This window comes from Synechococcus sp. 65AY6A5 (assembly GCF_002760415.1).
Taxonomy (GTDB): Bacteria; Cyanobacteriota; Cyanobacteriia; order Thermostichales; family Thermostichaceae; genus Thermostichus.
In genome coordinates this window covers 1632522-1652489 of the sequence record NZ_AXUW01000001.1, presented here as the reverse complement: position 1 = coordinate 1652489, position 19968 = coordinate 1632522, and the positions used below count along the sequence as shown (strand labels likewise).

Here is a 19968-nt window from a genome sequence, read left to right as displayed (position 1 = left end):
TTTTCCGGCCAAGGGCGATCGATCTGGAAGGCGTCCATGCCACAATGGACGCTATCTCTTCTTTCTCGTCCTCCCATGCCTGTTAGCTCTCTTCCCAGTTGGGTCAAGCGCTCTATCGGCAAGGCCAGCGATATCTCGGCAGTGCAGCAGGTGATCAAGCAGCGGGGCCTGCACACCATCTGCGAAGAGGGGCGCTGTCCCAATCGGGCCGAATGCTACAGCCAAAAGACTGCCACCTTCCTGCTGATGGGCGGGATCTGTACCCGCGCCTGTTCCTTTTGTCAGGTGGCTAGCGGGCGGCCCGCGCCGTTGGATCCGCAGGAGCCGGAAAAGGTGGCTGAGGCCGTTGAGCTGCTGGGGCTCCGCTATGTGGTGCTCACCTCGGTAGCTCGCGACGACCTGCCCGACCAGGGATCCGGCCGCTTCGTGGAGGTGATGGAAGCGATTCGGCGGCGCTGCCCTGGGATCCAGATCGAGGTGCTCACCCCCGATTTTCGCGGGGAGCGCGACTGCATTGCCCGTGTGGTGGCGGCCCGACCGACCTGCTACAACCACAACATCGAAACGGTGCGCCGGCTGTCGCAGGCGGTGCGGCGCAGCTCTGGCTACGACCTGTCGTTGCGGGTTTTGCGAACGGTGAAGGAGCTGGATCCCGGCCTGCCCACCAAGTCCGGCCTGATGCTGGGGCACGGCGAGACCCGCGCAGAAGTGCTGGAAACCTTTCGAGATCTGCTGGCGGTAGGCTGTGACCGGCTCACCCTGGGGCAGTATCTGCAGCCTTCCCTGGCCCATCGCCCGGTGCAGCGCTACTGGACGCCGGAGGAGTTTGTCGAGCTGGGCCAGATTGCCCTCCAGATGGGGTTTCGCCAGGTGCGCTCTGGGCCCCTGGTGCGCAGCTCCTACCACGCCGCCGAAATGGCTCAGGATGGCCGGGAAGAGGAACCCTAGGCCTTTTCAGCCAGCTCTTGGCTGCTGATGAGATCCCGCAAGAGGGCCCCTAGGCCGAACCCCTCTGGGGCAAACCGGAGCAACACCCGTGGCGCCAGGGATCCCAAGCGGTACAAACTCGCCCCCGCCACCAGACCCGGCAAGAGGCTGTTGCTCCAGCCTCCCCACAGCCAAGAGCTCACCCCCTCGGCCAAAAGCAGCAGCGCCCCATTGAGCAGCAGCAGTCGCCACAGCCCCTCCTGGGCGGATCCCAGCGCCTCCCGTAAGGATCCCCAGGGCAGGCGCAGCCGCATTCCCAGGCCCAACAGCCACAGCCCATCCAGTAGCGGCGCCAACAGCAGATCTAGCCCCAGTGGCGCCAAGCCCACCGCGATCCCCTTGCCGAGGGCGCAGGCCGTGCCCCATTGCTCGACAAAGCGGGCGTGGTGCTGCCACTGCTTTTGCCAGAGCTGGGCCTGGAGGTGCTCCAGCCGCTTCAGCACATTGAGGGCCAAGAGGGATCCCGCCTCTGCCTGCAAAATTTCCACAATGCGCCCTCGCAGGGCCTCGATCTGGGGTGCGGGCCGCTCCCATTCCAAGGTGATGCGGCCATCTGGCCAGTGGGTGCGCACCTTAGTGGGCTTGGGACGGGCGGCCACCGTCAAGATCTCCTGCGGCAACACCCAGCCCAAGTGGCGGCTGATCTGGGCGCGAATGGCCTGCAACTCGGCTTCCGAATAGAGATCGCACTTGTTCAACACCAGCAGGATGGGCTTGTGCAGGGTGCGCAGCTCCAACAGAGCCTGGTACTCCAACTGGGTCAGGTCTGCGGCGATGACAAACAGGATCAAGTCGGCGGCGCGGGCCACCTCCCAGGCCAACTGTTCGCGGGCTTCTCCGTTGATCTCGTTCAAGCCGGGCGTATCGATGAACCGTACCTGCCAAGGGATCCCCGGCCCCGGCTGCCACAGCAGCGATTGCGGCTGTTGCGTCACCCCGTTGAGGGGCCCTACCTCCAAGCGGGCCTCGCCGGTCAGGGCGTTCAAGACAGCCGACTTGCCGCGGTTGACCAGACCAAACACCGCAATGGAAAACACCCGAGTGACAAGACGCTTGCGCAGAGTGGATAAAGCTTTGAACTCCGGCTGCAGATCCTGACGGCTGGCCAGAGCTTGCCAGTGATCCCAGCAACGCTGAAAAACGGTTTCGGCTTGAGTTAGAGGAGTGGTCATCGACAACAAAAATGGCCTAACCCCCACTCTAAAAGGAATTGGTCCCCATAGCCACGCTGGTATTCCCCCCCAGCGTGGGGAAGTCCGCCGGGATCCGAAGCTCACAGAATGGGGCATGATCACCTTGGGGCATTGGCGCTCCTAAGTTAGGATCCCATCGACTGTTGCTATGCTGTACCGCCTCCCCAACTCTCTCCGCTGGCTCCGCCTTGGCGGATCCCATCGCTCCAAACAAGAGCGTCAAATTGTGCGCAGCCTGCTGGCCTTTGCAGGTGCCCTCCTGGTCGTGGATATCGTGCTCCTGAGCGCCCTTTACTAGTCCGATGGCATTTCCACGCTTGTCGGGAAAAAGCGCTATCATGGAGATCCATTGGTCAAGCTCCGTTGATGGCTCTGTAACTCCTACGAGGCAGGTCGGATGGATTGGGTAGAAAAAGTTCTCGAAAAGATCCGCGAATGGGTGGAACGTGTGATTGATACTCTTCTGGGAAGTCCTCAGCCCCAACCTGCTCCCATTCCCGTAGAAAATGGATCCCATCGTCGTCGTTAATCCGACTGCCATTGCTTCCGCTGGCGAGCTCCTAAGCCTTCTGGTTCTGCACGGCCCCAACCTCAACTTGCTGGGGGTGCGAGAAGTAGGCATCTACGGCTCGGTGTCCTTAGAACAGATCGATCGGGCGCTCCACCAGCAGGCAGAAGTTCTTGGGGCAAAGCTGGAGATCCTGCAGTCTAACCATGAGGGGGTGTTGGTCGATGCCATTCACCGGGCTCGCCAGCAGCACTCCGGCATCCTCATCAACCCTGGCGCCTACACCCACACCAGCATCGCTCTGCGGGATGCCATTGCTGCCGTAGGGCTGCCCACGGTGGAAGTTCACCTGAGCAATATCTATCGCCGCGAACCTTTCCGGCAACACTCCTACATTGCTGCTGTAGCCATCGGCCAAATCAGTGGATTTGGAGCCCACAGCTACCTATTGGGCCTACAGGCTCTAGTTCAGCACCTGCGGCTGCAGGCTGCCCAAGCCTAACCGAAGAAGTTTGGCCTTACCTCGACGCTGCCGAGACAGTCGCTGCTTGGCGATCCTCAACCGCGGGGACTCCCCCACCTGGAAGAGGTAGGCGCTGGTTTTCCCGGTGGAGAACATCCGTCCTCAGCGGCGTGGGAGAGGGGGGCGGGCGCAACTCAGGGAGCGGTTAACTGGCAAGACCAGTGGGCGGCTTAGAGGGACAGTTGGGAGCCTCAAGCCCGACAACTGGGAGCTCCTAGGTCTCTATCCATGGCTGCGCGGATCCGCCTGATGCGGGAGGACAGGCCTGCCCCGATCCAACTCAGACACCTGTCCGGCATTGGTCAACTGCAGGGGCTGCCCAGTTGCCAGAGCCAACACATTGCCCCGCAAAATGGCGGCAGGCTGCTCTCCGATGGCAAATCCCAGCACTTCCCCTTGACCATCCAAAAAGAGAAAGTGAGGGATCCCGTTCACCCGGTAGCGGCTCAACTCCGGCAGCCACTTGGGGTTGTCCACGTTCAGCATGACGAAGTTCACCTGATCGGCAAATTCTTTCTTCAGGCTGGCCAGGAGAGGTGCCATCGCTCGGCAGGTGGTGCACCAATCGGCGTAAAACTCCACCAGAGAAGGCTTGCCGTTGGCCTGCGCTTCCTCCCAGGACACTGCCTCTGCAGCCAAGTCAGCCAAGCTGGTGCCAGCCTGACGAGCTTGATTGGCTAAAAACAAGCCTGCCGCCAGGAGCACGGCCACCACGGCAACTAAACTGTTGCGCAACCGTTTTGCCCAGTCTTCCTTCATAGCTCCATCACTCCGCCATCTGGTGTTCCGCCTTCCCCGTTCTAACATCCCCCTCGCTCCGCAGTGGGCCAACTAGGTTCTGGATGGCTGTCTCCCGGGATCCCGGCTGGCGAGGAGGGCAGATGGACGTACTCCCCCTAGCTATAGCTTGCTCCGGCCCAGCAGTAAGCCTAGGAACTCTTAGTTACTGGTTCCGCAACCGCACTTGCTCCTTCGGGTTGCTCCGCCTCAGCAGCAGTGCCAGTTTCCCTGGTGGGCTCAGGGCGGTGGGACAACGGTTTTCTGGCTGTGGCAAAACTTGGGATCTAGCCAATAACTTCATAAACTGGAGCAAATGGCTCATCGCCATTGCTTTGCAGCGACCAGAGCCGCCCTTGTGATCCCAGTTCGCCTGACCTTACACAATTTTCTCTGCTACTCTCAGGCGGTTTTGGATCTGCGCGGGATCCACACCGCTTGCATTTGCGGCCCCAACGGGGCGGGCAAATCGGCTTTGCTCGACGCCCTTACCTGGGGCCTCTGGGGACAGAGCCGGGCCAGCAACGACAGCGATCTCATCCGCAAGGGGGCCAGCGAAACCTGGGTGGAGGTGGTCTACCGCTCGCGGGGGCAAACCTACCGCGTCCTGCGCAGTCGCCACCTCGCGGGGGAAGGATCCCTGGAGTGGCAAATTCAAACTGGAGAAAGCGACGGCCAAGCCCGTTGGCGCAGCCTCACCCGCCGCGGCCTGCGTGCCACCCAACAGGCCATCCAAAATCAGCTCGGCCTCGACTACGATACCTTTGTTCACTCGGCCTACCTGCGGCAGGGGCAGGCCGATGCCTTTACCCTGAAGCGTCCCGGCGAGCGCAAGCAGATCTTGGCCGACATGCTCAAGCTGGGGCAGTACGATCTGCTGGCGGAGCGTTGCCGCGAACAGGCCCGCAGCGCCAAGCTCAAAGCCGACCTGCTCCAAGAGCGCCTGCACAAGCTGGATCAACACCAGGTCTCTATCGAGCAGATGCAAGCCGAACTGGAGCAGCTTCAACAGCGGCAAATCCATCTGCAACAGCTCCTGGCCCAACAGCAGCAGGAATTACAGGCCCTAGAACGCGCCTATGAACATCGCCACACCCTGGAGGAGCGCCACCAGCAGCTTGCCCAGCACCTGAACAAGCTCAGCGTCAACCTGCACCACACCGAACAGCAGTGGCGAGCTCAACGACAGCACCTGCTCCAGTTGCAAGAGCTGATTGCCCAAAGCGAGGAGATCCTGGCGGGCTACGAACGCTATCAAACCCTGATGGCCCAGGATCGCCATCTTCACCACCTCTTCGAGCAACAGCAATACCTGCTCCAAGAACGCCAAAAGCTGCAGGCCCAACAGGCCGAGCAACAACAGCAGCAACTGCGCAGAATGCAGCGGCTGCAACAGGAATTGGCCGCCTGCCAGGCCCAAGCCCAGGCCGATGCCCAGGTGCTGGCCGAACGAGAGCGCATCGAAAACGCCCTCCACCACTACCGGCAAGCCCAGGAGCGCCTGCAAAGCTTAAACGAGGCCCAGGCCCAAGCCGCTGCCCTCCTGGAGCAACAACGGCACTGGGAGGAGGAGATCCGCCGCGAGGGAGAACGTCTGCAAGCCCGCCTCCAGTTCCTCCAGGAGCACCTGCAAAGCCAGGAAACCCTGGCCCAACAGCAGCAGCACCTGGCCCAGAAAATTGCCGCCAGCGCTGCAGCCCTGGCCGAGCTGGAGCGGCAGCGCCTCTACCAGCAGCAGGTGTTGGAAAAAATCCAGGAGCGCCGCCTCTTTGTGCAGAAGCTGCAGGAGCGGCAGCGGGTTCTCCAGCACCAGTGGCAACAGGAGGAGGAACGCTGCCGCCTGCTAGAGGCTCCTTGGGAAGAGTTTCCTGTTGACGATAGCGGAGCGGAGTCCCTCCACGCCGAGCGCTTGGATCCTGCAGAGCTAGAAGATCTGGATCGCCCGGATCACTTGGGCCCTTCGGATCCAGACTCTGGCCGGTGCCGTCCCACCCATGCTTTGACGGGGGCGAAGGCCATTGCCGAGGGAGCTGCAGAACCGGGATCCGAAGTAACCGCAGACCCCCTCTTCTCAGAGCAGCCTGCCGAGTCCATGCCAGCACCGCCCACCAAAGTGCCGACCGCCCCAATTTGGGTTTGCCCTCTCTGTGCCCGTCCGCTCAGCCCGTCCTTGAGGGCAGTGGTGCTGAAGAAACACCGCCAGCGGCAAGAGGAAATTGCTGGCGAGCTGTTTGTAATCCGCGAGCAATTGGCGGTGGCCGACCGGGAGATCGGGCTGCTGCAGGAAGAAGCCCAGCGTCTTGGCCAAGAGTTGGCCACCTGGGACGAGCGCCTGCACCTTCAGGGGCGCCTGCAACAGCAGTGGGAGGCTGAGCAGGAGCGGCAGCGGCAACTGGAGGCGCGGCGGGCAGAAGCCGCAGAACTGGAGCAGATCCTCAGCCAAGAAGCTTATGCCCAAGAGGCGCGGCAGCAGCTTGCCCAGATCCAACAGGCCCTGCAGCAGCTGGGCTATGACGAGCGGGAACATGCCTTGCAACGGGGAGAGGTGGAGCGCTGGCGCTGGGCCCTGGGCCGCTCCCACGAGCTGCGCAAAGCCCAGGAGCGCCGCGCCCGCCTAGGCGAGCAAATCGCCTCCCTGCAAGCGCAACTGGAGGCCCTGCAACAGGCGGGATCCCCTGACTCGCCGCTGGCAGAACGCTTGGCCCAGATCGAGCAGGCGCTGCACCAGGTCGGCTACGACGGATCCCTGCACCAGCAGGTAAAAGCAGAACTGGCCCAGGCGCAACTGTGGCCGGCCCGCCTGCAAGCCCTCCAGATGGCCCGCCAGGAGCTGCCGGAAGCCACAGCCCGCAGCCAGGCCCTGTCCCAACGCCTGCAGGAAAGCCGGCAACACTTTGCCCAGGCTGCCCAAGAGCTGGAAGTGCTGCAGCGACAACTGGCCGAGCACCCCGATGTTTCCCCGGCTCATCTAGAAGGGATCCGCCAAGCTCTGCGGGAGAACCGGCAAGAGCTGGATCTGGTGCTTTCTCAAATCGGGGCGGCCCGACAGCGGCTGCAGCAGGCTCTTGAACAGCAGGCGGAGCGGACGGAGCTGGAGCGACAACTGCAGCAGGCCCGCCGCCAGCAGCAGGTGTACCAGGAGCTGGCCAACGCCTACGGCCGCAACGGCATTCCCGCCCTGATCATCGAAAATGTCCTGCCAGAGCTAGAGGCCCAGGCCAACCAGATCCTGGGCCGCCTCACCCAACACCGCCTCCATCTGCGCTTTGTAACCCAGCGCTCGGGGCGGCGCTCGGAGAAGCTGATCGAGACCCTCGACATCCTCATCGCCGATCCCCGCGGCACCCGTCCCTACGAGACCTACTCTGGGGGAGAGGCTTTCCGCATCAACTTCGCCATCCGCCTGGCTCTTTCCCGCCTGCTTACCCAGCGCTCGGGATCCGACCTGCAAACGTTGATCATCGACGAGGGGTTTGGATCCCAGGACGCCACCGGGCGGGCCCAGTTGCTGGCGGCCATCAACGCCATTGCCTCCGACTTTGCCTGCATCCTGGTGATCACCCACATCCCCAGCCTGCAAGAGGCCTTTCCCCACCGCATCGACGTGCAGCCCTCCCCCCAGGGATCCCGCCTCTTCATTCGCGGCTAGTCATTTGGCTGGTCATTTGAGGATGAGGAGTTGTCGGCCCGGCTTTGCAACCACTGCTGCAGCAGGGGAACTATAGTCTCGCCAAGCTGGCTCCACTGGCTGGGCTTTTGGGCCGTGGTTAGCAGCTCCACCCGCTCCCCCCGGATCACCAAAAAGCCCACCGGCTCGATGCGCACCCCGCCCCCCGCTCCGCCAAACAGGCTGGCCGGATCCCGTCCGTTGCTGCGAAAGCCGCTGGCCGTTTTGCCAAAATGGCCCCCTCCTCCCCCAACGCCAAAGTAGAGCGACACGTAGGGGACAATCGTTGTGTCGCCAATGGTAATCGGCTGGCCAAAGGTCTGTCCCGTCTCCGCCAAAACCTTCAGCTTGCTCAGCACCGCCTCCAGGACGGCTGCCACCTCGAAATCGGAACTGGAATCGGATCCCATTGGTGACGTTTGCGCAAACGCTGCAGGCCAGCTCCAGAGGCCACTGGGTGAAGAACCAGATTGACTGCAGTTGTCTCAGACAAGATTAAGATACCTTGCTGCCTACCCAAGCGCCCCGCGCCGCTGCCCTCACCCCTGGCCTCTCTCCCTGAGGGAGAGGGGAGTTGGGGATAGTTCTCGGCGCCAAATGTTTTACTGCAACTTCATCCAGGAAAGGCTGCTCACCCCCACACCTGACTCGGGCCGACACCGAGAAAGGGGGAGCTCCTGCGCCGCTCTTGAACTCCCTTTTTTAGTCCTCGTCGGGAGAGCCAGAGTAGAGATCCTCCAGGCGGCTGCGGGCCTCTTCCAAGCTGGCCGAGCGAATGACCAGCAAGGGCTCTTCCGTCAGGTTGCCTTCTTCATCCAACAGCTCTGGGTGGGGCACCTGCCGGCGGCCTCGACGTGGCGAGGCCTTGCGCTCTTCTTTGCTCAGAGTAACCACGTTGGCCACCAGGTTGCGCAGGGCTACAAAGGCAATGGCCACAAAAGCGATGAGGTAGAGGATCTGCAGCATCACGGGTCAGATGAGTCGGAGGAGGGGTGAATTTGGCGAAAGCGACGGCCCAGCTCGGCGCACTCCATCAGCAGGCGATGCCATTTTGCCATCAGGGCCGGGTCAACGCCAACTTCATTATCCGACAACTGATAGAGGGCTTCCGCTGCCTGGAGCTCCGCTTGGGCAGCCAAAACCCACTCCAGGAGGGCCTGCTGCGCCTCTGGGCTGATGAATTCTAAAGTTTCTTCTTGCAAAAAGCGACGAGAGCGCTCAAACCAGTAGCGGTAATCTTCCAGCAGGGGCCCCAGAATCTCTCGCAACAGCTTGGCTTTGCTCATGGATCGGGATCCCTCCGCGTCTGGTTTGCTGAGAGCATCTTAGCCGAACTTAACCTTCCCCCGCCAGGGATCCCTGGGTAGCCTCCAGGCGGGCTTCCGTCTCCAGCATCAGGGCTTCTAGGTGGGGCACCAGCTCCGGCGCCTGCTCTTGCCAGTAGCCCCGCTGGTGGGCTTCCAGCAGCCGCTCGCTCATGTCCCGCAGCGCCCAAGGGTTGTGGTTGCGCAAAAACTGCTGCACCCGGGGATCCAGCAAGTAGGCGCGGGCCAGGCCAGCGTACATAAAGTCCGGCACGGCGTGGGTGGTGACGTCGTAGGCGAAGAGGTAGTCCAGGGTGGCGGCCATCTCGAAGGCGCCTTTGTAGCCGTGGCGCATCACGCCGGCAATCCACTTGGGGTTGACGACGCGGGCGCGGTAGACGCGGTCGATTTCTTCGGCCAGGGTGCGGATCTTGGGGTTGTGGGGACGGGCGTGATCCCCGAAGTAGATCTGGGGGTTGCGGCCCTGGAGCGCCCGCACCGCTGCCACCATGCCTCCCTGAAACTGGTAGTAGTCGTCCGAGTCAAGGAGATCGTGCTCGCGGTTGTCTTGGTTGTGCAGGACAATTTGCAGGCGGGCCAGTTGCCGCCGCAGGGCTGCGGGGGCCGGCTCTCCTTCGCCCTCGGCCCGGTAGGCGTAGCTGCTCCAGTTGAGGTAGGCGCGGGCCAGATCCGCTTCCGTTTCCCAGTTTTGCGCCTCGATCAGCCCCTGCAGGCCGGCTCCGTAGGCCCCCGGCTTGGAGCCAAAGATGCGCAGCCGCGCTTGCTTTGCCGCTTCTGAAGGCGGGATCCCTTGCTCCTGCCAGTACTGGGTATCGGCCAGCACCTGGGCCCGCAGGGGGTTGTCGCTTTCCGGCTCCTCCAGGGCGGCCACGGCCTGCACGGCGCGGTCGAAGAGGGCAATCAGGTTGGGAAAAGCATCGCGAAAGAACCCAGAAATGCGCAGGGTTACATCCACGCGGGGCCGGCCCAAAACCGCCACGGGCAAAATCTCAATATCCACCACCCGTCCCCCCTCCCAGCGGGGCCTGACTCCCAAGAGCGCCAGCGCCTCGGCCCAGTCGTCGCCGCCGGTGCGCAGGGTAGAGGTGCCCCAAACGGATAGGCCCAGGTGGCGGGGATATTCCCCCTGCTCTTGCACGTAGCGCTCCACCAGCCGCTCGGCAGCCAGCGAGCCAACCTGCCAGGCGGTGGGGGTAGGGATGGCGCGGATATCCACCGAGTAGAAGTTGCGCCCGGTGGGCAACACCTCCACCCGGCCCCGGGTGGGGGCACCGGAAGGGCCGCTGGGCACATAGCCGCCGTTGAGCCCGTGCAGGAGATGCCTCAGCTCCTGGGGGGTTTGCTGCAGCCGAGGGAGCAAGTCGGTCTCGATCCAGTGCAGCACTTGTCTGGCCGCCGGCCCCGGCGGCGGATCGTAAGGGATCCCCTGCAGATACTGGGCAATCCAGCGGCGGGCCTGGGCCTCCAGGGCGGCTACTGCGTCTCCAAAGCGGCGAAAGCTCTCGCCCATAGGGCTTGCTTGCCTGGCTAATTTCTCAGATAAACGGCTGCCCCCAGTCCGACCAGCATTTCTTCGGGAGTAATTTTGCCATCTTGGTTAGTGTCGAGGGCATCGAAGACGCGATCTGCTCCCATCCACTCCTCGCGGGTGATGAAGCCATCCCCATCCAGGTCGTAGATGCGGAAGACATCCTGGGCGGCGTGGGTAATCGTTTCCTTGGCGCCCTCCAGCTTCTGCAGCCGCTCGGTGAGCAGTTTTTCCAGCACCTCCAGCGCCTTGGAGAAGCCCTGGATCCCTTCTTCTAGTTTTTCCGAGGCCATGCGGTTTTCCCGGTGCATCTGGTCGAAGGTGGCCCGATCCATCACCAGGCGGGGAATATCCATTTTCTTAGCTTTTTCCGGATCCAGCTTGCGCTCCAGGTGGCCCTCGGTGTTTTGCAGCTCCGCCAACAAAGCCGGCGAGATGGTTAGGAGATCGCAGCCGGCCAGCTCGATGATCTCGCCAATGTTGCGGAAGCTGGCCCCCATCACTTCCGTTGGGTAATCGTATTTGCGCAGATAGTTGTAGATCTGGGTTACCGACTGCACGCCTGGATCTTCGGCGGGCGGGTAGCTCTCCCGGCCTGTGTGTTTTTTGTACCAATCCAGGATGCGGCCCACAAAGGGCGAGATGAGGGTTACCCCCGCTTCGGCGCAGGCAATGGCCTGGTGCAGGCCAAACATCAAAGTCAGGTTGCAGTGGATCCCTTCTTTTTCCAGGATCTCGGCGGCGCGGATCCCTTCCCAAGTAGCCGCAATCTTAATGAGCACCCGCTTGGGATCCGCCCCTGCCGCCTTGTAGAGCTCGATGAGATGGCGGGCCTTGGCCACGGTGGCTGCTGTGTCGTAGGAGAGCCGGGCGTCCACCTCCGTCGAAACCCGACCGGGGATGATGGACAAAATGCGCACGCCAAAGGCCACCGCCAGTTGGTCGATGGCGTGGGCCACCACGGCTTTGGTGTCGGCTTTGGATCCCAGGTCTTGGCGGGCCTTGAGCAAGGTCTCATCGACAATGCCCTGGTACTGGGGCATTTGGGCGGCTGCTGTAATCAAAGAGGGATTGGTGGTGGCATCCTGCGGCTTAAAGGTCTCGATGGCGTTGATATCCCCCGTGTCGGCCACCACCACCGTCATCTCTCGCAACTGCTCCAGCAAGCTCCTGCTCATACTCCCCTCCTTAGATATCGCGCTTCTGCGACCTAGCCCCAGTGTCGCCCACCTAGGCAAGGGATCCCGGTAGATGTGAGATTGTCTTAATTGTCTAGCCGGCTACTCCCACAGATGTGGGGACAACGTACAGCAGGAGAACTACCAGGGGGCTCATAGATTGGTTCACCCCCACGGGTGTGGGGACAACTCTCAGCACTGGAGATTTGTGAGCAGATTGAGCGCGGTTCACCCCCACGGGTGTGGGGACAACGCTCTGCTGGCGGCTCATCTGGCGCGTCCGGCGGCGGTTCACCCCCACGGGTGTGGGGACAACGGGTTGTTCACTTCCATCGTGAATCTCTTACTGGCGGTTCACCCCCACGGGTGTTGGGACAACCCAAACTGGAGCCGGCGGGGCGCACCAGCACCACCGGTTCACCCCCACGGGTGTGGGGACAACTGCCCAACCTGGCCGACGCGGTGCGACGGGTGGCCGGTTCACCCCCACGGGTGTGGGGACAACTCTCCGGGGAATAGGTGAACCTTGGCGCAACGCCTGGTTCACCCCCACGGGTGTGGGGACAACTCGGCAAATGACGCACCAGCTGGCTGTATTTGTCGGTTCACCCCCACGGGTGTGGGGACAACGAACCAGCGCACTTCTTGTCTTTTGTGGCACCAGCCAATCACGTAGGGATTGGTGCCGCGGTAGATGTGCAAGAGATAGGGATCCAACTCCCGTTCCGACACTTGATCGCCTCGGCTGGCGGTGCGATAGCGCATCCACACTCGTCTTTTCTCCCGACAGGCATCCTCCAACCGCTGCCAAATCTCCCAATCCAGATGGGTTTCTGCCCCTGCCCGAAAGATGAGCCGCTCATCGGCTAGCTGCTGGAGATCCAGCCACTCCTGCTCTGGAAGCCGTTGCGCCAACCGCCCAATTGCCGAGCGCAACTGCGGGGCATAGGCCGATCCGGCGTAGGCTTCCAGCATTCTCGCTCCCAAAGTCAGGGCAAACAGCTCCCCCTTAGTGAGGGGTATCGTCGGCAAGCGCCATTCCCGATCAGTGTAGTGATACCCTTTTTCACGGCTGACTTTGATGGGGGCTTGAAAGCGATCCTTCAAGAAACTAATATCCGCTCGAACCGTTCGTTCACCTATTTTCGGGCTGGAGGCCCGCACCATAGCCGCAGGCTTGGTGCCGGGAGGAAAGCCCGCCTGCTAGTCAAAGCCTGGATGAGCTACAATAAGCCCATGAGCCAGATTATCTCTGTACGTTGCAAGCTGATAGTCCCACAAGAGTTGCGTCAAGAAATTGACCGCACTTTGCAGGGCTTTGCGAATGCTTGCAACCAGATTCTCGACACCGCCAAACAAAAGAACTGCTGGAACACCGCCAAGCTGCACCACTTGGTTTATAGGCCAGTGAGAGCGGCAACGGGGTTGAAAGCCAACCACGTCTGTCAGGCGCTCCGCCGTGTGATTAGCAACGCCAAAGCGGTGAAACAAGTCCACAAGTTTCGCCCCACCAGCCTGACTTTGGATGTGCGTACTTTTAAGTACCGAGAGTCCGACCAAGCCGTGGGCGTGACCCTGATGAGCGGACGGGTTTGGCTCAAGCTCAAGATTGGCGGTTATCAAATCGCTTTGCTGCGGGGGCAAACGCCCACCAGCGCTACTCTGTCCAAGACCAAGCAAGGGGACTACTACATCAACATTGCGGTTGAGTTGGACACTCCCCCGACCGGTAAAACTCCAAAGGTAATCGGAGTTGACTTGGGCAGGCGGGATATCGCCACCGCTAGCAACGGACGCTCTTGGAGTGGAGAACACATCCAGGCCGTCCGTGACCGGTTCAGCCGTGTACGCGCCAAGGTTCAATCCAAACGCACTCGCAGCTCTAGGAGGCTGTTGAGAAGGCTCTCTGGGAGAGAACGGCGCTACCAGACATGGCTGAACCATAACATCAGCAAAACCTTGGTCAGGGATGCCCAGGCTATTGGTGCGGCACTGGCTTTTGAGGACTTGACAGACATCCGAGAGCGCTTGAATCAGAAACCTCGGAGTAAAGCTGAGCGCCGCAGAACCAATAACTGGGCGTTCTACCAACTCAGGATGTTTGTGACCTACAAGGCTGCCATTGCTGGAGTGCCTGTGGTGCTGGTGCCGCCTGCCTACACGTCGCAGACCTGCCACAAATGCCTGCACATCCACCCTGAGCAGGGTAAGTCCTACCGCAGCGGCAAGTTGTTCAAGTGTGGACACTGCGGGTGGGAAGGGGATGCTGACTATAACGCTGCTCAAGTAATCTCTCTCCTTGGGGCGACTGTAAACTCGCCTGAAATTCCGAAACTTAGCTGTCCTCTGGGTCAGCTAGGGATTGGGATAAAGCCCGCACCCTGCGCATAGCGCGGGTGTCGGGTAGTTTACTTACCTCCAAAGCCTCAGCCAGCGAAGCGGCTGTCTTTCGCTGTCCGGAGCGCAGCAGCATATCTAGCTTCAGGATCCGCTCTATCTGACGTAGCATTGCTTACCTTGGCCAGGATGAGCGCATTCTAAACAACTCACCTGGCAAAAATACTTCCGACTTCTCTAAAGATTTGCTGAAGGCTGAAACTTCTTGGGGACGGGGATCAGCATGAACCCCAATTGGACAGGCTAGACAGAGCGGAGAGCGACCTCTGAGGCTGCCTAGCCGGCCTGGCTGCGCAACTGCCGTAGCAGCCGCTCGAACTCTTCCGGCAGAGGGGCGGTAACCTGCAGCGGCTGGCCGGTGCGCGGGTGGACAAAGGAGAGCTTCCAGGCATGCAGAGCTTGGCCGCTGAGTTTGACGGGGCTGGTTTTGCTCTGGGTGTAGAGGGGATCCCCGACAATGGGCAGGCGCAGGTGGGCGGCGTGCACCCGAATTTGATGGGTGCGCCCGGTCTCCAGCTCAAACTGCATCAGGGTGTAGTTGCCCAGGCGCTCCAGCACCTGCCAGTGGGTTACCGCCGCTCGCCCTTGGCCGGGGGGCACAACCGCCATCTTCTGGCGATCCACCGGGTGGCGGCCAATGGGGGCAGAGATGGTACCTTGGCTTTGGGCTGGCCGGCCAAACACCACCCCTAGGTAGATGCGCCGAGCGGTCTTGGCTTGAATCTGAGCCTGCAGGTGCTGGTGGGCCTGATCGTGTTTGGCGATCACCAGGGCGCCGGTGGTGTCCTTGTCGAGGCGATGGACGATCCCCGGACGCTGCTCGCCGTTGATCCCAGAAAGGCGAGGACAGTGGGCCAGCAGCGCATGCACTAGGGTGCCGCTGGCATGTCCAGGAGCCGGGTGCACCACCAGGCCGCGCGGCTTGTTGATGACAAGCAGATCCTCATCTTCATAGAGGATATCTAAGGGGATCCGCTCCGGCTGCAAGGGGGTGGGGGTGGCCGGCGGGATCCGCACCTCGATTTGATCCCCGGCCTGCAGGGGGCGATCCTTATCCAAGCAGGGCTGGCCGTTCAGCCAAACTTGGCCCTGGCGGATAAGCTGCTGCAGGCGCGAGCGCGACAGCTCCGGCAGTTGTTCTGCCAACCCCCGATCCAGCCGCAAGCCCTGCTGTTTTTCCGTCACTCTTACCTGGCGAATTGCTGCCACCGGATCCCTGAGGCCTTCCATTTGCCCTGTTGCCGCCAACTGCTGCTTTGAAAACATGGTGGCAGAGCGGTTACTTTTGCATTAGATAAAAAAGGTCGAAGATTTGTGGCAACCTTCTCAGATGGATCCTGGCGAGATGGCTTTGTGTCAACCCCTTCTCAGCCTTTTCTAGGGGGTTGCGCCGGGATTTTAACCAGCGGAAAACCCTCAGTACAGTGAGGGTATAGACCCTCAAAGCCAGGCCAGATTCTGGCTGGGGGATGGTTTTTGGCTGCACGTAAGTATTGCAGCCGTGGTTCACATTTGAGTCTGATGGGCATAAGGAGACAGAGCATGTCGGATGGAGCAACGCTGGGATCCCAACTTCAACAGCCCTCTCAACGCCAGCTTGGCTCAGAGCCGCCCTTGGTTGTGCCCCTCACCGAAGTGGGGCTGCGGGACGTGGCCCAGGTGGGCGGGAAAAACGCCTCCTTGGGAGAAATGCTGCAGCAGCTAGCCCCCAAAGGGATCCGCGTGCCCCTGGGGTTTGCCACCACGGCCCATGCCTATCGCCAGTTCATCGCCGCTGCCGGCCTCGAGGAGAAGCTGCGGGAGATCTTCAAAGACCTCGATATCGAGGATGTGCGGAACCTGCGCGAGCGGGGCAAGGCCGCCCGCACCTTGATTTTGCAGACGCCTTTCCCCCCAGAGCTGGAGCAGGCCATTGCCAAGGCCTACCAGGAGCTGTGCGAGCGCTACGGCCCCGATACCGATGTGGCGGTGCGCTCCAGCGCCACCGCCGAAGACCTGCCGGATGCCAGCTTTGCCGGCCAGCAGGAGACCTACCTCAACGTGCACGGGATCAAGGCGGTGCTGCAGGCCTGCCACCGCTGCTTTGCCAGCCTGTTTACCGACCGGGCCATCTCCTACCGCCAGATCAAGGGCTTCGACCACTTCCAGGTGGCCCTCTCGGTGGGGGTGCAGAAGATGGTGCGCTCGGACTTGGCCTGCTCGGGGGTGATGTTCTCCATCGACCCAGAAACGGGCTTTAAAGACGCGGTGCTGATCACCGCCGCCTACGGGCTGGGGGAAAACGTGGTGCAAGGGATCGTCAACCCCGACGAATACGTGGTCTTTAAGCCTACCCTGAAGCAGGGGCTGCGGCCCATCCTCTCGCGCAAGCTGGGCAGCAAAGCCCTGAAGCTGGTCTACGACGAGGAGGGATCCCGCCTCACCAAAAACGTACCCGTCCCCGAAAGCCTGCGCCGGCAATATGCCCTCAAGGACGACGAGATCCTGGAGTTGGCTCGCTGGGCCTGCCTTATCGAAGAGCACTACTCGGCGCTGCGGGGCCGCTTCACCCCCATGGACATCGAGTGGGCCAAAGATGGGATCACGGGCGAGCTGTTCATCGTCCAGGCCCGCCCCGAGACGGTGCAGTCCCAAAAGGCGGCCAACCGCCTCAAGACCTATCGCTTGACGCAGCCGCAGGCGCGCCCAGAACCCCTGGTGCGGGGACGAGCAGTGGGGGAGGCCATTGGCCAGGGCACAGCTCGGGTCATTTTGGATGTGCGCCGCTCGGATCAGTTCCAAGCGGGCGAGGTGCTGGTGACGGAGAAAACAGATCCCGACTGGGAGCCGATCATGAAAAAGGCCAGCGCCATCGTCACCAACCAAGGGGGGCGCACCTGCCATGCGGCCATCATCGCCCGCGAGCTGGGGATCCCGGCCATTGTTGGCTGCGGCAACGCCACGCAGTTGCTCCGCTCCGGCGATCCTATCACCGTCTCCTGTGCCGAAGGGGAGGAAGGGCGCGTCTATCCTGGCTTGCTGTCCTACGAAGTTACAGAGATCCCCCTCGAGGAGCTGCCCCGCCCCCGCACCCAACTGATGATGAACGTGGGCAACCCGGAAAAAGCCCTTGGCCTCAGCGAGATCCCTTGCGATGGCGTGGGTCTGGCGCGGCTGGAGTTCATCATCGCCAACCACATCCAGGTCCATCCCTTGGCTTTGCTCCACTACGAGCAGGCCGTCAAGGAGGAGCCGCGCCTGGCGGAGCTCACCGCCCAGTACCCTGACAAGCCGGAGTACTTTGTGGACAAGCTGGCCCAGGGGGTGGCCACCATCGCCGCCGCCTTCTACCCCAAGCCGGTGATCGTGCGGCTGTCGGACTTCAAGAGCAACGAATATGCTCACCTGCTGGGTGGATCCCGCTACGAGCCCCATGAGGAAAACCCCATGATTGGCTGGCGGGGGGCCTCCCGCTACACCGATCCCCGCTATCGCGACGGCTTTGCCCTCGAGTGCCGGGCCATGAAACGGGTGCGGGACGAGATGGGCCTGGCCAACGTCATCTTGATGATCCCCTTCTGCCGCACCCCCGAAGAGGGACACAGGGTGCTGGAGGAGATGGCCCGCCACGGCCTGGTGCGGGGGGAAAACGGCCTGCAGGTGTACGTCATGTGCGAGCTGCCCAGCAACGTCATCCTGGCCGACGAGTTCTGCCAGATCTTCGACGGCTTCTCCATCGGCTCCAACGACCTCACCCAGCTTACCCTGGGGTTGGACCGCGACTCGGCCCTGGTGGCCCATCTTTTTGACGAGCGCCACGAGGCCGTTAAGCGGCTGATCGCCCAGGTAATCCAGACGGTGAAAAGCCACGGGCGCAAGATCGGCATCTGTGGACAAGCCCCCAGCGACTACCCCGACTTTGCCCGCTTCCTGGTGCAGCAGGGGATCGACTCCATCAGCCTCAACCCCGATTCCCTGCTGAAAACCCTGTTGGTGGTGGCCGAGGCAGAAGCTGGCCGATAGGCCCAGGGGGCGGCGCCGGGATCCCGTCTGCTGGGTTACAATCTTCTCTGCTGTGTTGCCATCCCCGCCATGATCCACGAACTCTCCATGCCGGCCCTCAGCTCCACCATGGAAACGGGCAAGATCGTCGCCTGGCTGAAAAACCCCGGCGACCGGGTGGAGAAAGGGGAAAACATCCTGGTGGTGGAGTCGGACAAGGCGGACATGGACGTGGAGTCCTTCCACAGCGGCATTCTGGCCAGCATCCTCATCCCAGCAGGGGAATCGGCGCCGGTGGGCGCCCCCATCGCCCTCATTGCCGAAACCGAAGCGGAGGTGGCCGAGGCCCAAGAGCGAGCCAAGGCCCTCTCTAAGGGTGCTCTACCGGCAACTGCACCTACTGCAGTCCCCACCCCCACAGTTCAACAGCCAACCCCTGTCCCTGCGGCGATCCCCACCCCCACCCTTCCAACTGGCTCCAACGGGGCCGGATCCCAGCGGATCCTGGCTTCCCCACGGGCGAAAAAATTGGCAGAAAGCCTGGGGATCGACCTGCGCACGGTGCGCGGCTCCGGCCCTGGTGGGCGCATCGTGGCCGAAGATGTGGAGCGGGCTGCAGCTCAGGCCGCCTCTACGCAAGCGGCAGCTCCCCCCCCTGTCTCTGCGGCTGCCCCGTTGGGAGAAGTGGTTCCCTTGAGCACGTTGCAGGCGGCGGTGGTGCGCAACATGAACGCCAGCTTGGGCGTGCCGGTGTTCCACGTCGGCTACACCATCACCACCGACAGCCTGGATCAGCTTTACCAACAGGTGAAGCCCAAAGGGGTAACCCTGACGGCCCTTTTGGTGAAAGCGGTGGCCCTGACCCTAGAAAAGCATCCCCTCCTCAACGCCAGCTACACGGAAAACGGGATCCACTACAAAGCCGAGATCAACATTGCCGTGGCGGTGGCCATGGAAGACGGCGGCCTGATCACCCCTGTGCTCAAGCAGGCCAACCGGACCGATCTCTACGAGATCTCCCGCCGCTGGAAGGATCTGGTGGAGCGGGCGCGGCGCAAGCAACTGCAGCCGGAGGAGTACAACAGCGGCACCTTTACCCTCTCCAACCTGGGCATGTTTGGGGTGGATCGCTTCGACGCCATCCTGCCTCCCAACCAAGGAGCTATTTTGGCCGTCGGCGCTGCTCGCCCCACCGTGGTGGCCACACCAGAAAAAGCCATCGCCATCCGCTCCCAGATGCAGGTCAACCTCACCTGCGACCACCGCGTTATTTACGGCGCCCACGCGGCGGCCTTCTTGCAAGATCTGGCCCAGTTGTTAGAACAAAAGGTGGGATCCCTGACGCTGTAGAAGCTCAATAAGTGGGCAGGCTGGGATCCACCTCAAGAGCCCAGGCGTGGATGCCGCCGCTGATGTTGTAGACCTGGCTGAAGCCGTTGGCCAGCAGCCACTGGCTCACTTGGGCAGAGCGGATGCCGTGGTGGCAGAGGACAAAGGTTGGACAATGGGGATCGAGCTCCCTCAAGATTTGCTCGCGCCACTCTTGGTACTGGCTCAAGGGGTAGTTGCGAAACCCGAGGGCACTGAGATTGGCCAACTCCAACTCGGCCGGTTCCCGCACATCGATGAGTTGCAGAGGGCCAGCCTCGGGATCCCTCAGGCGGGCAGCTAGCTGCTGCGGCGCAACCGAGCGAACGAAAGAGGACATGGCTGACCTGTAACCCTATCTGGACCCGTTCTCAGGATATAGCGGCTCAGCGTCTACCCTGGTCTGCTTGCCATTGTTGCAGGTCGTGGTTGGCCGGCAACCCTTCCTTCAGCAACCCCCTGTCGAGTTACTTGGGGCAGCCCCCCTAGAACTCCAAATTTCTCGAAGAAATTTTAACTGTACTGATTGCGGATCC

Annotated in this window: 15 protein-coding genes, 2 pseudogenes and 1 CRISPR repeat array; of the genes and pseudogenes, 7 read left to right on the top strand and 10 right to left on the bottom strand. The window is 61.9% G+C overall.

Annotation, left to right across the window (positions count from 1 at the left end; all coding sequences use genetic code 11):
• Positions 1–75: 75 nt before the first annotated feature.
• Entirely contained in the window at positions 76–948 is an 873-nt protein-coding gene (gene lipA / locus SYN65AY6A5_RS07850; RefSeq protein ID WP_011429607.1) for a lipoyl synthase, read from the top strand.
• Here the strand turns inward: lipA and SYN65AY6A5_RS07845 are convergent.
• A complete protein-coding gene (locus SYN65AY6A5_RS07845) occupies positions 945–2159 on the bottom strand; it encodes an Era-like GTP-binding protein (protein ID WP_011429608.1) in 1215 nt (404 codons plus the stop codon). The two genes, lipA and SYN65AY6A5_RS07845, sit on opposite strands and share 4 nt — an antisense overlap.
• Positions 2160–2328: 169 nt before the next feature.
• Between SYN65AY6A5_RS07845 and SYN65AY6A5_RS14030 the strand changes: the two genes are divergently transcribed.
• Complete coding sequence (locus SYN65AY6A5_RS14030; protein WP_011429610.1) at positions 2329–2478, top strand: hypothetical protein; 150 nt, start codon at positions 2329–2331, stop codon at positions 2476–2478.
• Between the two features lie 208 nt (positions 2479–2686).
• Positions 2687–3190 carry a type II 3-dehydroquinate dehydratase gene (gene aroQ / locus SYN65AY6A5_RS07840; RefSeq protein WP_011429612.1) on the top strand — a complete coding sequence of 168 codons (504 nt, stop codon included), beginning with the start codon at positions 2687–2689 and terminating at the stop codon, positions 3188–3190.
• 243 nt (positions 3191–3433) lie between these two features.
• On the opposite strand, the gene SYN65AY6A5_RS07835 is transcribed toward aroQ, so the two are convergent.
• A complete protein-coding gene (locus SYN65AY6A5_RS07835; protein WP_011429613.1) occupies positions 3434–3970 on the bottom strand; it encodes a thioredoxin domain-containing protein in 537 nt (178 codons plus the stop codon).
• A gap of 376 nt (positions 3971–4346) precedes the next feature.
• On the opposite strand from SYN65AY6A5_RS07835, the gene SYN65AY6A5_RS07830 reads away from it, so the two are divergent.
• Positions 4347–7637 carry an SMC family ATPase gene (locus SYN65AY6A5_RS07830; protein ID WP_099884590.1) on the top strand — a complete coding sequence of 1097 codons (3291 nt, stop codon included), beginning with the start codon at positions 4347–4349 and terminating at the stop codon, positions 7635–7637.
• Here SYN65AY6A5_RS07830 and SYN65AY6A5_RS07825 read toward each other — a convergent pair.
• The 6 genes and pseudogenes from SYN65AY6A5_RS07825 to SYN65AY6A5_RS14430 form a co-directional block, all read right to left on the bottom strand.
• Entirely contained in the window at positions 7634–8065 is a 432-nt protein-coding gene (locus SYN65AY6A5_RS07825; RefSeq protein ID WP_011429615.1) for a GerW family sporulation protein, read from the bottom strand. The genes SYN65AY6A5_RS07830 and SYN65AY6A5_RS07825 overlap by 4 nt on opposite strands.
• A 292-nt stretch (positions 8066–8357) precedes the next feature.
• Positions 8358–8621 carry a DUF2973 domain-containing protein gene (locus tag SYN65AY6A5_RS07820; RefSeq protein ID WP_041438126.1) on the bottom strand — a complete coding sequence of 88 codons (264 nt, stop codon included), beginning with the start codon at positions 8619–8621 and terminating at the stop codon, positions 8358–8360.
• Positions 8621–8941: a DUF2605 domain-containing protein gene (locus SYN65AY6A5_RS07815; RefSeq protein WP_099812374.1), complete on the bottom strand. Its 321-nt coding sequence runs from the start codon at positions 8939–8941 to the stop codon at positions 8621–8623. The genes SYN65AY6A5_RS07820 and SYN65AY6A5_RS07815 overlap by 1 nt, the downstream gene beginning before the upstream one ends.
• A 49-nt stretch (positions 8942–8990) precedes the next feature.
• Positions 8991–10547, bottom strand: a pseudogene (locus SYN65AY6A5_RS07810) (cobaltochelatase subunit CobN); the annotation flags it as partial.
• A complete protein-coding gene (locus SYN65AY6A5_RS07805) occupies positions 10508–11686 on the bottom strand; it encodes a transaldolase (protein ID WP_011429619.1) in 1179 nt (392 codons plus the stop codon). The pseudogene SYN65AY6A5_RS07810 and the gene SYN65AY6A5_RS07805, both read right to left, overlap by 40 nt.
• 98 nt (positions 11687–11784) lie before the next feature.
• Positions 11785–12316: a CRISPR direct-repeat array (repeat unit 28 nt; unit sequence GGTTCACCCCCACGGGTGTGGGGACAAC).
• Positions 12317–12370: 54 nt separating this feature from the next.
• Positions 12371–12451 (bottom strand): annotated as a pseudogene (locus SYN65AY6A5_RS14430) (hypothetical protein); the annotation flags it as partial.
• A 471-nt stretch (positions 12452–12922) separates the two neighbouring features.
• Here SYN65AY6A5_RS14430 and SYN65AY6A5_RS07795 point away from each other — a divergent pair.
• Entirely contained in the window at positions 12923–14077 is a 1155-nt protein-coding gene (locus tag SYN65AY6A5_RS07795; RefSeq protein WP_099813241.1) for an RNA-guided endonuclease TnpB family protein, read from the top strand.
• A 282-nt stretch (positions 14078–14359) separates the two neighbouring features.
• Here the strand turns inward: SYN65AY6A5_RS07795 and SYN65AY6A5_RS07790 are convergent, their stop codons facing one another.
• The gene (locus tag SYN65AY6A5_RS07790) at positions 14360–15313 is read right to left on the bottom strand and encodes an RluA family pseudouridine synthase (RefSeq protein ID WP_099884588.1); all 954 of its coding nucleotides are present in this window, start codon (positions 15311–15313) and stop codon (positions 14360–14362) included.
• Between the two features lie 312 nt (positions 15314–15625).
• Here SYN65AY6A5_RS07790 and ppsA point away from each other — a divergent pair, with 312 nt between their 5' ends.
• The gene (gene ppsA / locus SYN65AY6A5_RS07785; protein ID WP_206336955.1) at positions 15626–18085 is read left to right on the top strand and encodes a phosphoenolpyruvate synthase; all 2460 of its coding nucleotides are present in this window, start codon (positions 15626–15628) and stop codon (positions 18083–18085) included.
• A 69-nt stretch (positions 18086–18154) separates the two neighbouring features.
• On the top strand, positions 18155–19414 hold the full coding sequence (locus SYN65AY6A5_RS07780; RefSeq protein ID WP_099812373.1) for a dihydrolipoamide acetyltransferase family protein: 1260 nt from the start codon (positions 18155–18157) through the stop codon (positions 19412–19414).
• Positions 19415–19418: 4 nt separating this feature from the next.
• Here the strand turns inward: SYN65AY6A5_RS07780 and SYN65AY6A5_RS07775 are convergent, their stop codons facing one another.
• Positions 19419–19772: a rhodanese-like domain-containing protein gene (locus SYN65AY6A5_RS07775; RefSeq protein ID WP_099812372.1), complete on the bottom strand. Its 354-nt coding sequence runs from the start codon at positions 19770–19772 to the stop codon at positions 19419–19421.
• Between the last annotated feature and the right edge of the window lie 196 nt (positions 19773–19968).

Bases quoted from the DNA above. Each gene is read 5' to 3' on its own strand.
- SYN65AY6A5_RS07775 (WP_099812372.1), bottom strand. From the start codon at position 19,772: ATGTCCTCTTTCGTTCGCTCGGTTGCGCCGCAGCAGCTAGCTGCCCGC.
- SYN65AY6A5_RS07790 (WP_099884588.1), bottom strand. From the start codon at position 15,313: ATGGAAGGCCTCAGGGATCCGGTGGCAGCAATTCGCCAGGTAAGAGTG.
- SYN65AY6A5_RS07815 (WP_099812374.1), bottom strand. From the start codon at position 8,941: ATGAGCAAAGCCAAGCTGTTGCGAGAGATTCTGGGGCCCCTGCTGGAA.
- lipA (WP_011429607.1), top strand. From the start codon at position 76: ATGCCTGTTAGCTCTCTTCCCAGTTGGGTCAAGCGCTCTATCGGCAAG.
- ppsA (WP_206336955.1), top strand. From the start codon at position 15,626: ATGTCGGATGGAGCAACGCTGGGATCCCAACTTCAACAGCCCTCTCAA.
- SYN65AY6A5_RS07795 (WP_099813241.1), top strand. From the start codon at position 12,923: ATGAGCCAGATTATCTCTGTACGTTGCAAGCTGATAGTCCCACAAGAG.
- SYN65AY6A5_RS07805 (WP_011429619.1), bottom strand. From the start codon at position 11,686: ATGAGCAGGAGCTTGCTGGAGCAGTTGCGAGAGATGACGGTGGTGGTG.
- SYN65AY6A5_RS07820 (WP_041438126.1), bottom strand. From the start codon at position 8,621: ATGCTGCAGATCCTCTACCTCATCGCTTTTGTGGCCATTGCCTTTGTA.
- aroQ (WP_011429612.1), top strand. From the start codon at position 2,687: ATGGATCCCATCGTCGTCGTTAATCCGACTGCCATTGCTTCCGCTGGC.
- SYN65AY6A5_RS07825 (WP_011429615.1), bottom strand. From the start codon at position 8,065: ATGGGATCCGATTCCAGTTCCGATTTCGAGGTGGCAGCCGTCCTGGAG.
- SYN65AY6A5_RS07845 (WP_011429608.1), bottom strand. From the start codon at position 2,159: ATGACCACTCCTCTAACTCAAGCCGAAACCGTTTTTCAGCGTTGCTGG.
- SYN65AY6A5_RS07780 (WP_099812373.1), top strand. From the start codon at position 18,155: ATGATCCACGAACTCTCCATGCCGGCCCTCAGCTCCACCATGGAAACG.
- SYN65AY6A5_RS14030 (WP_011429610.1), top strand. From the start codon at position 2,329: ATGCTGTACCGCCTCCCCAACTCTCTCCGCTGGCTCCGCCTTGGCGGA.
- SYN65AY6A5_RS07835 (WP_011429613.1), bottom strand. From the start codon at position 3,970: ATGAAGGAAGACTGGGCAAAACGGTTGCGCAACAGTTTAGTTGCCGTG.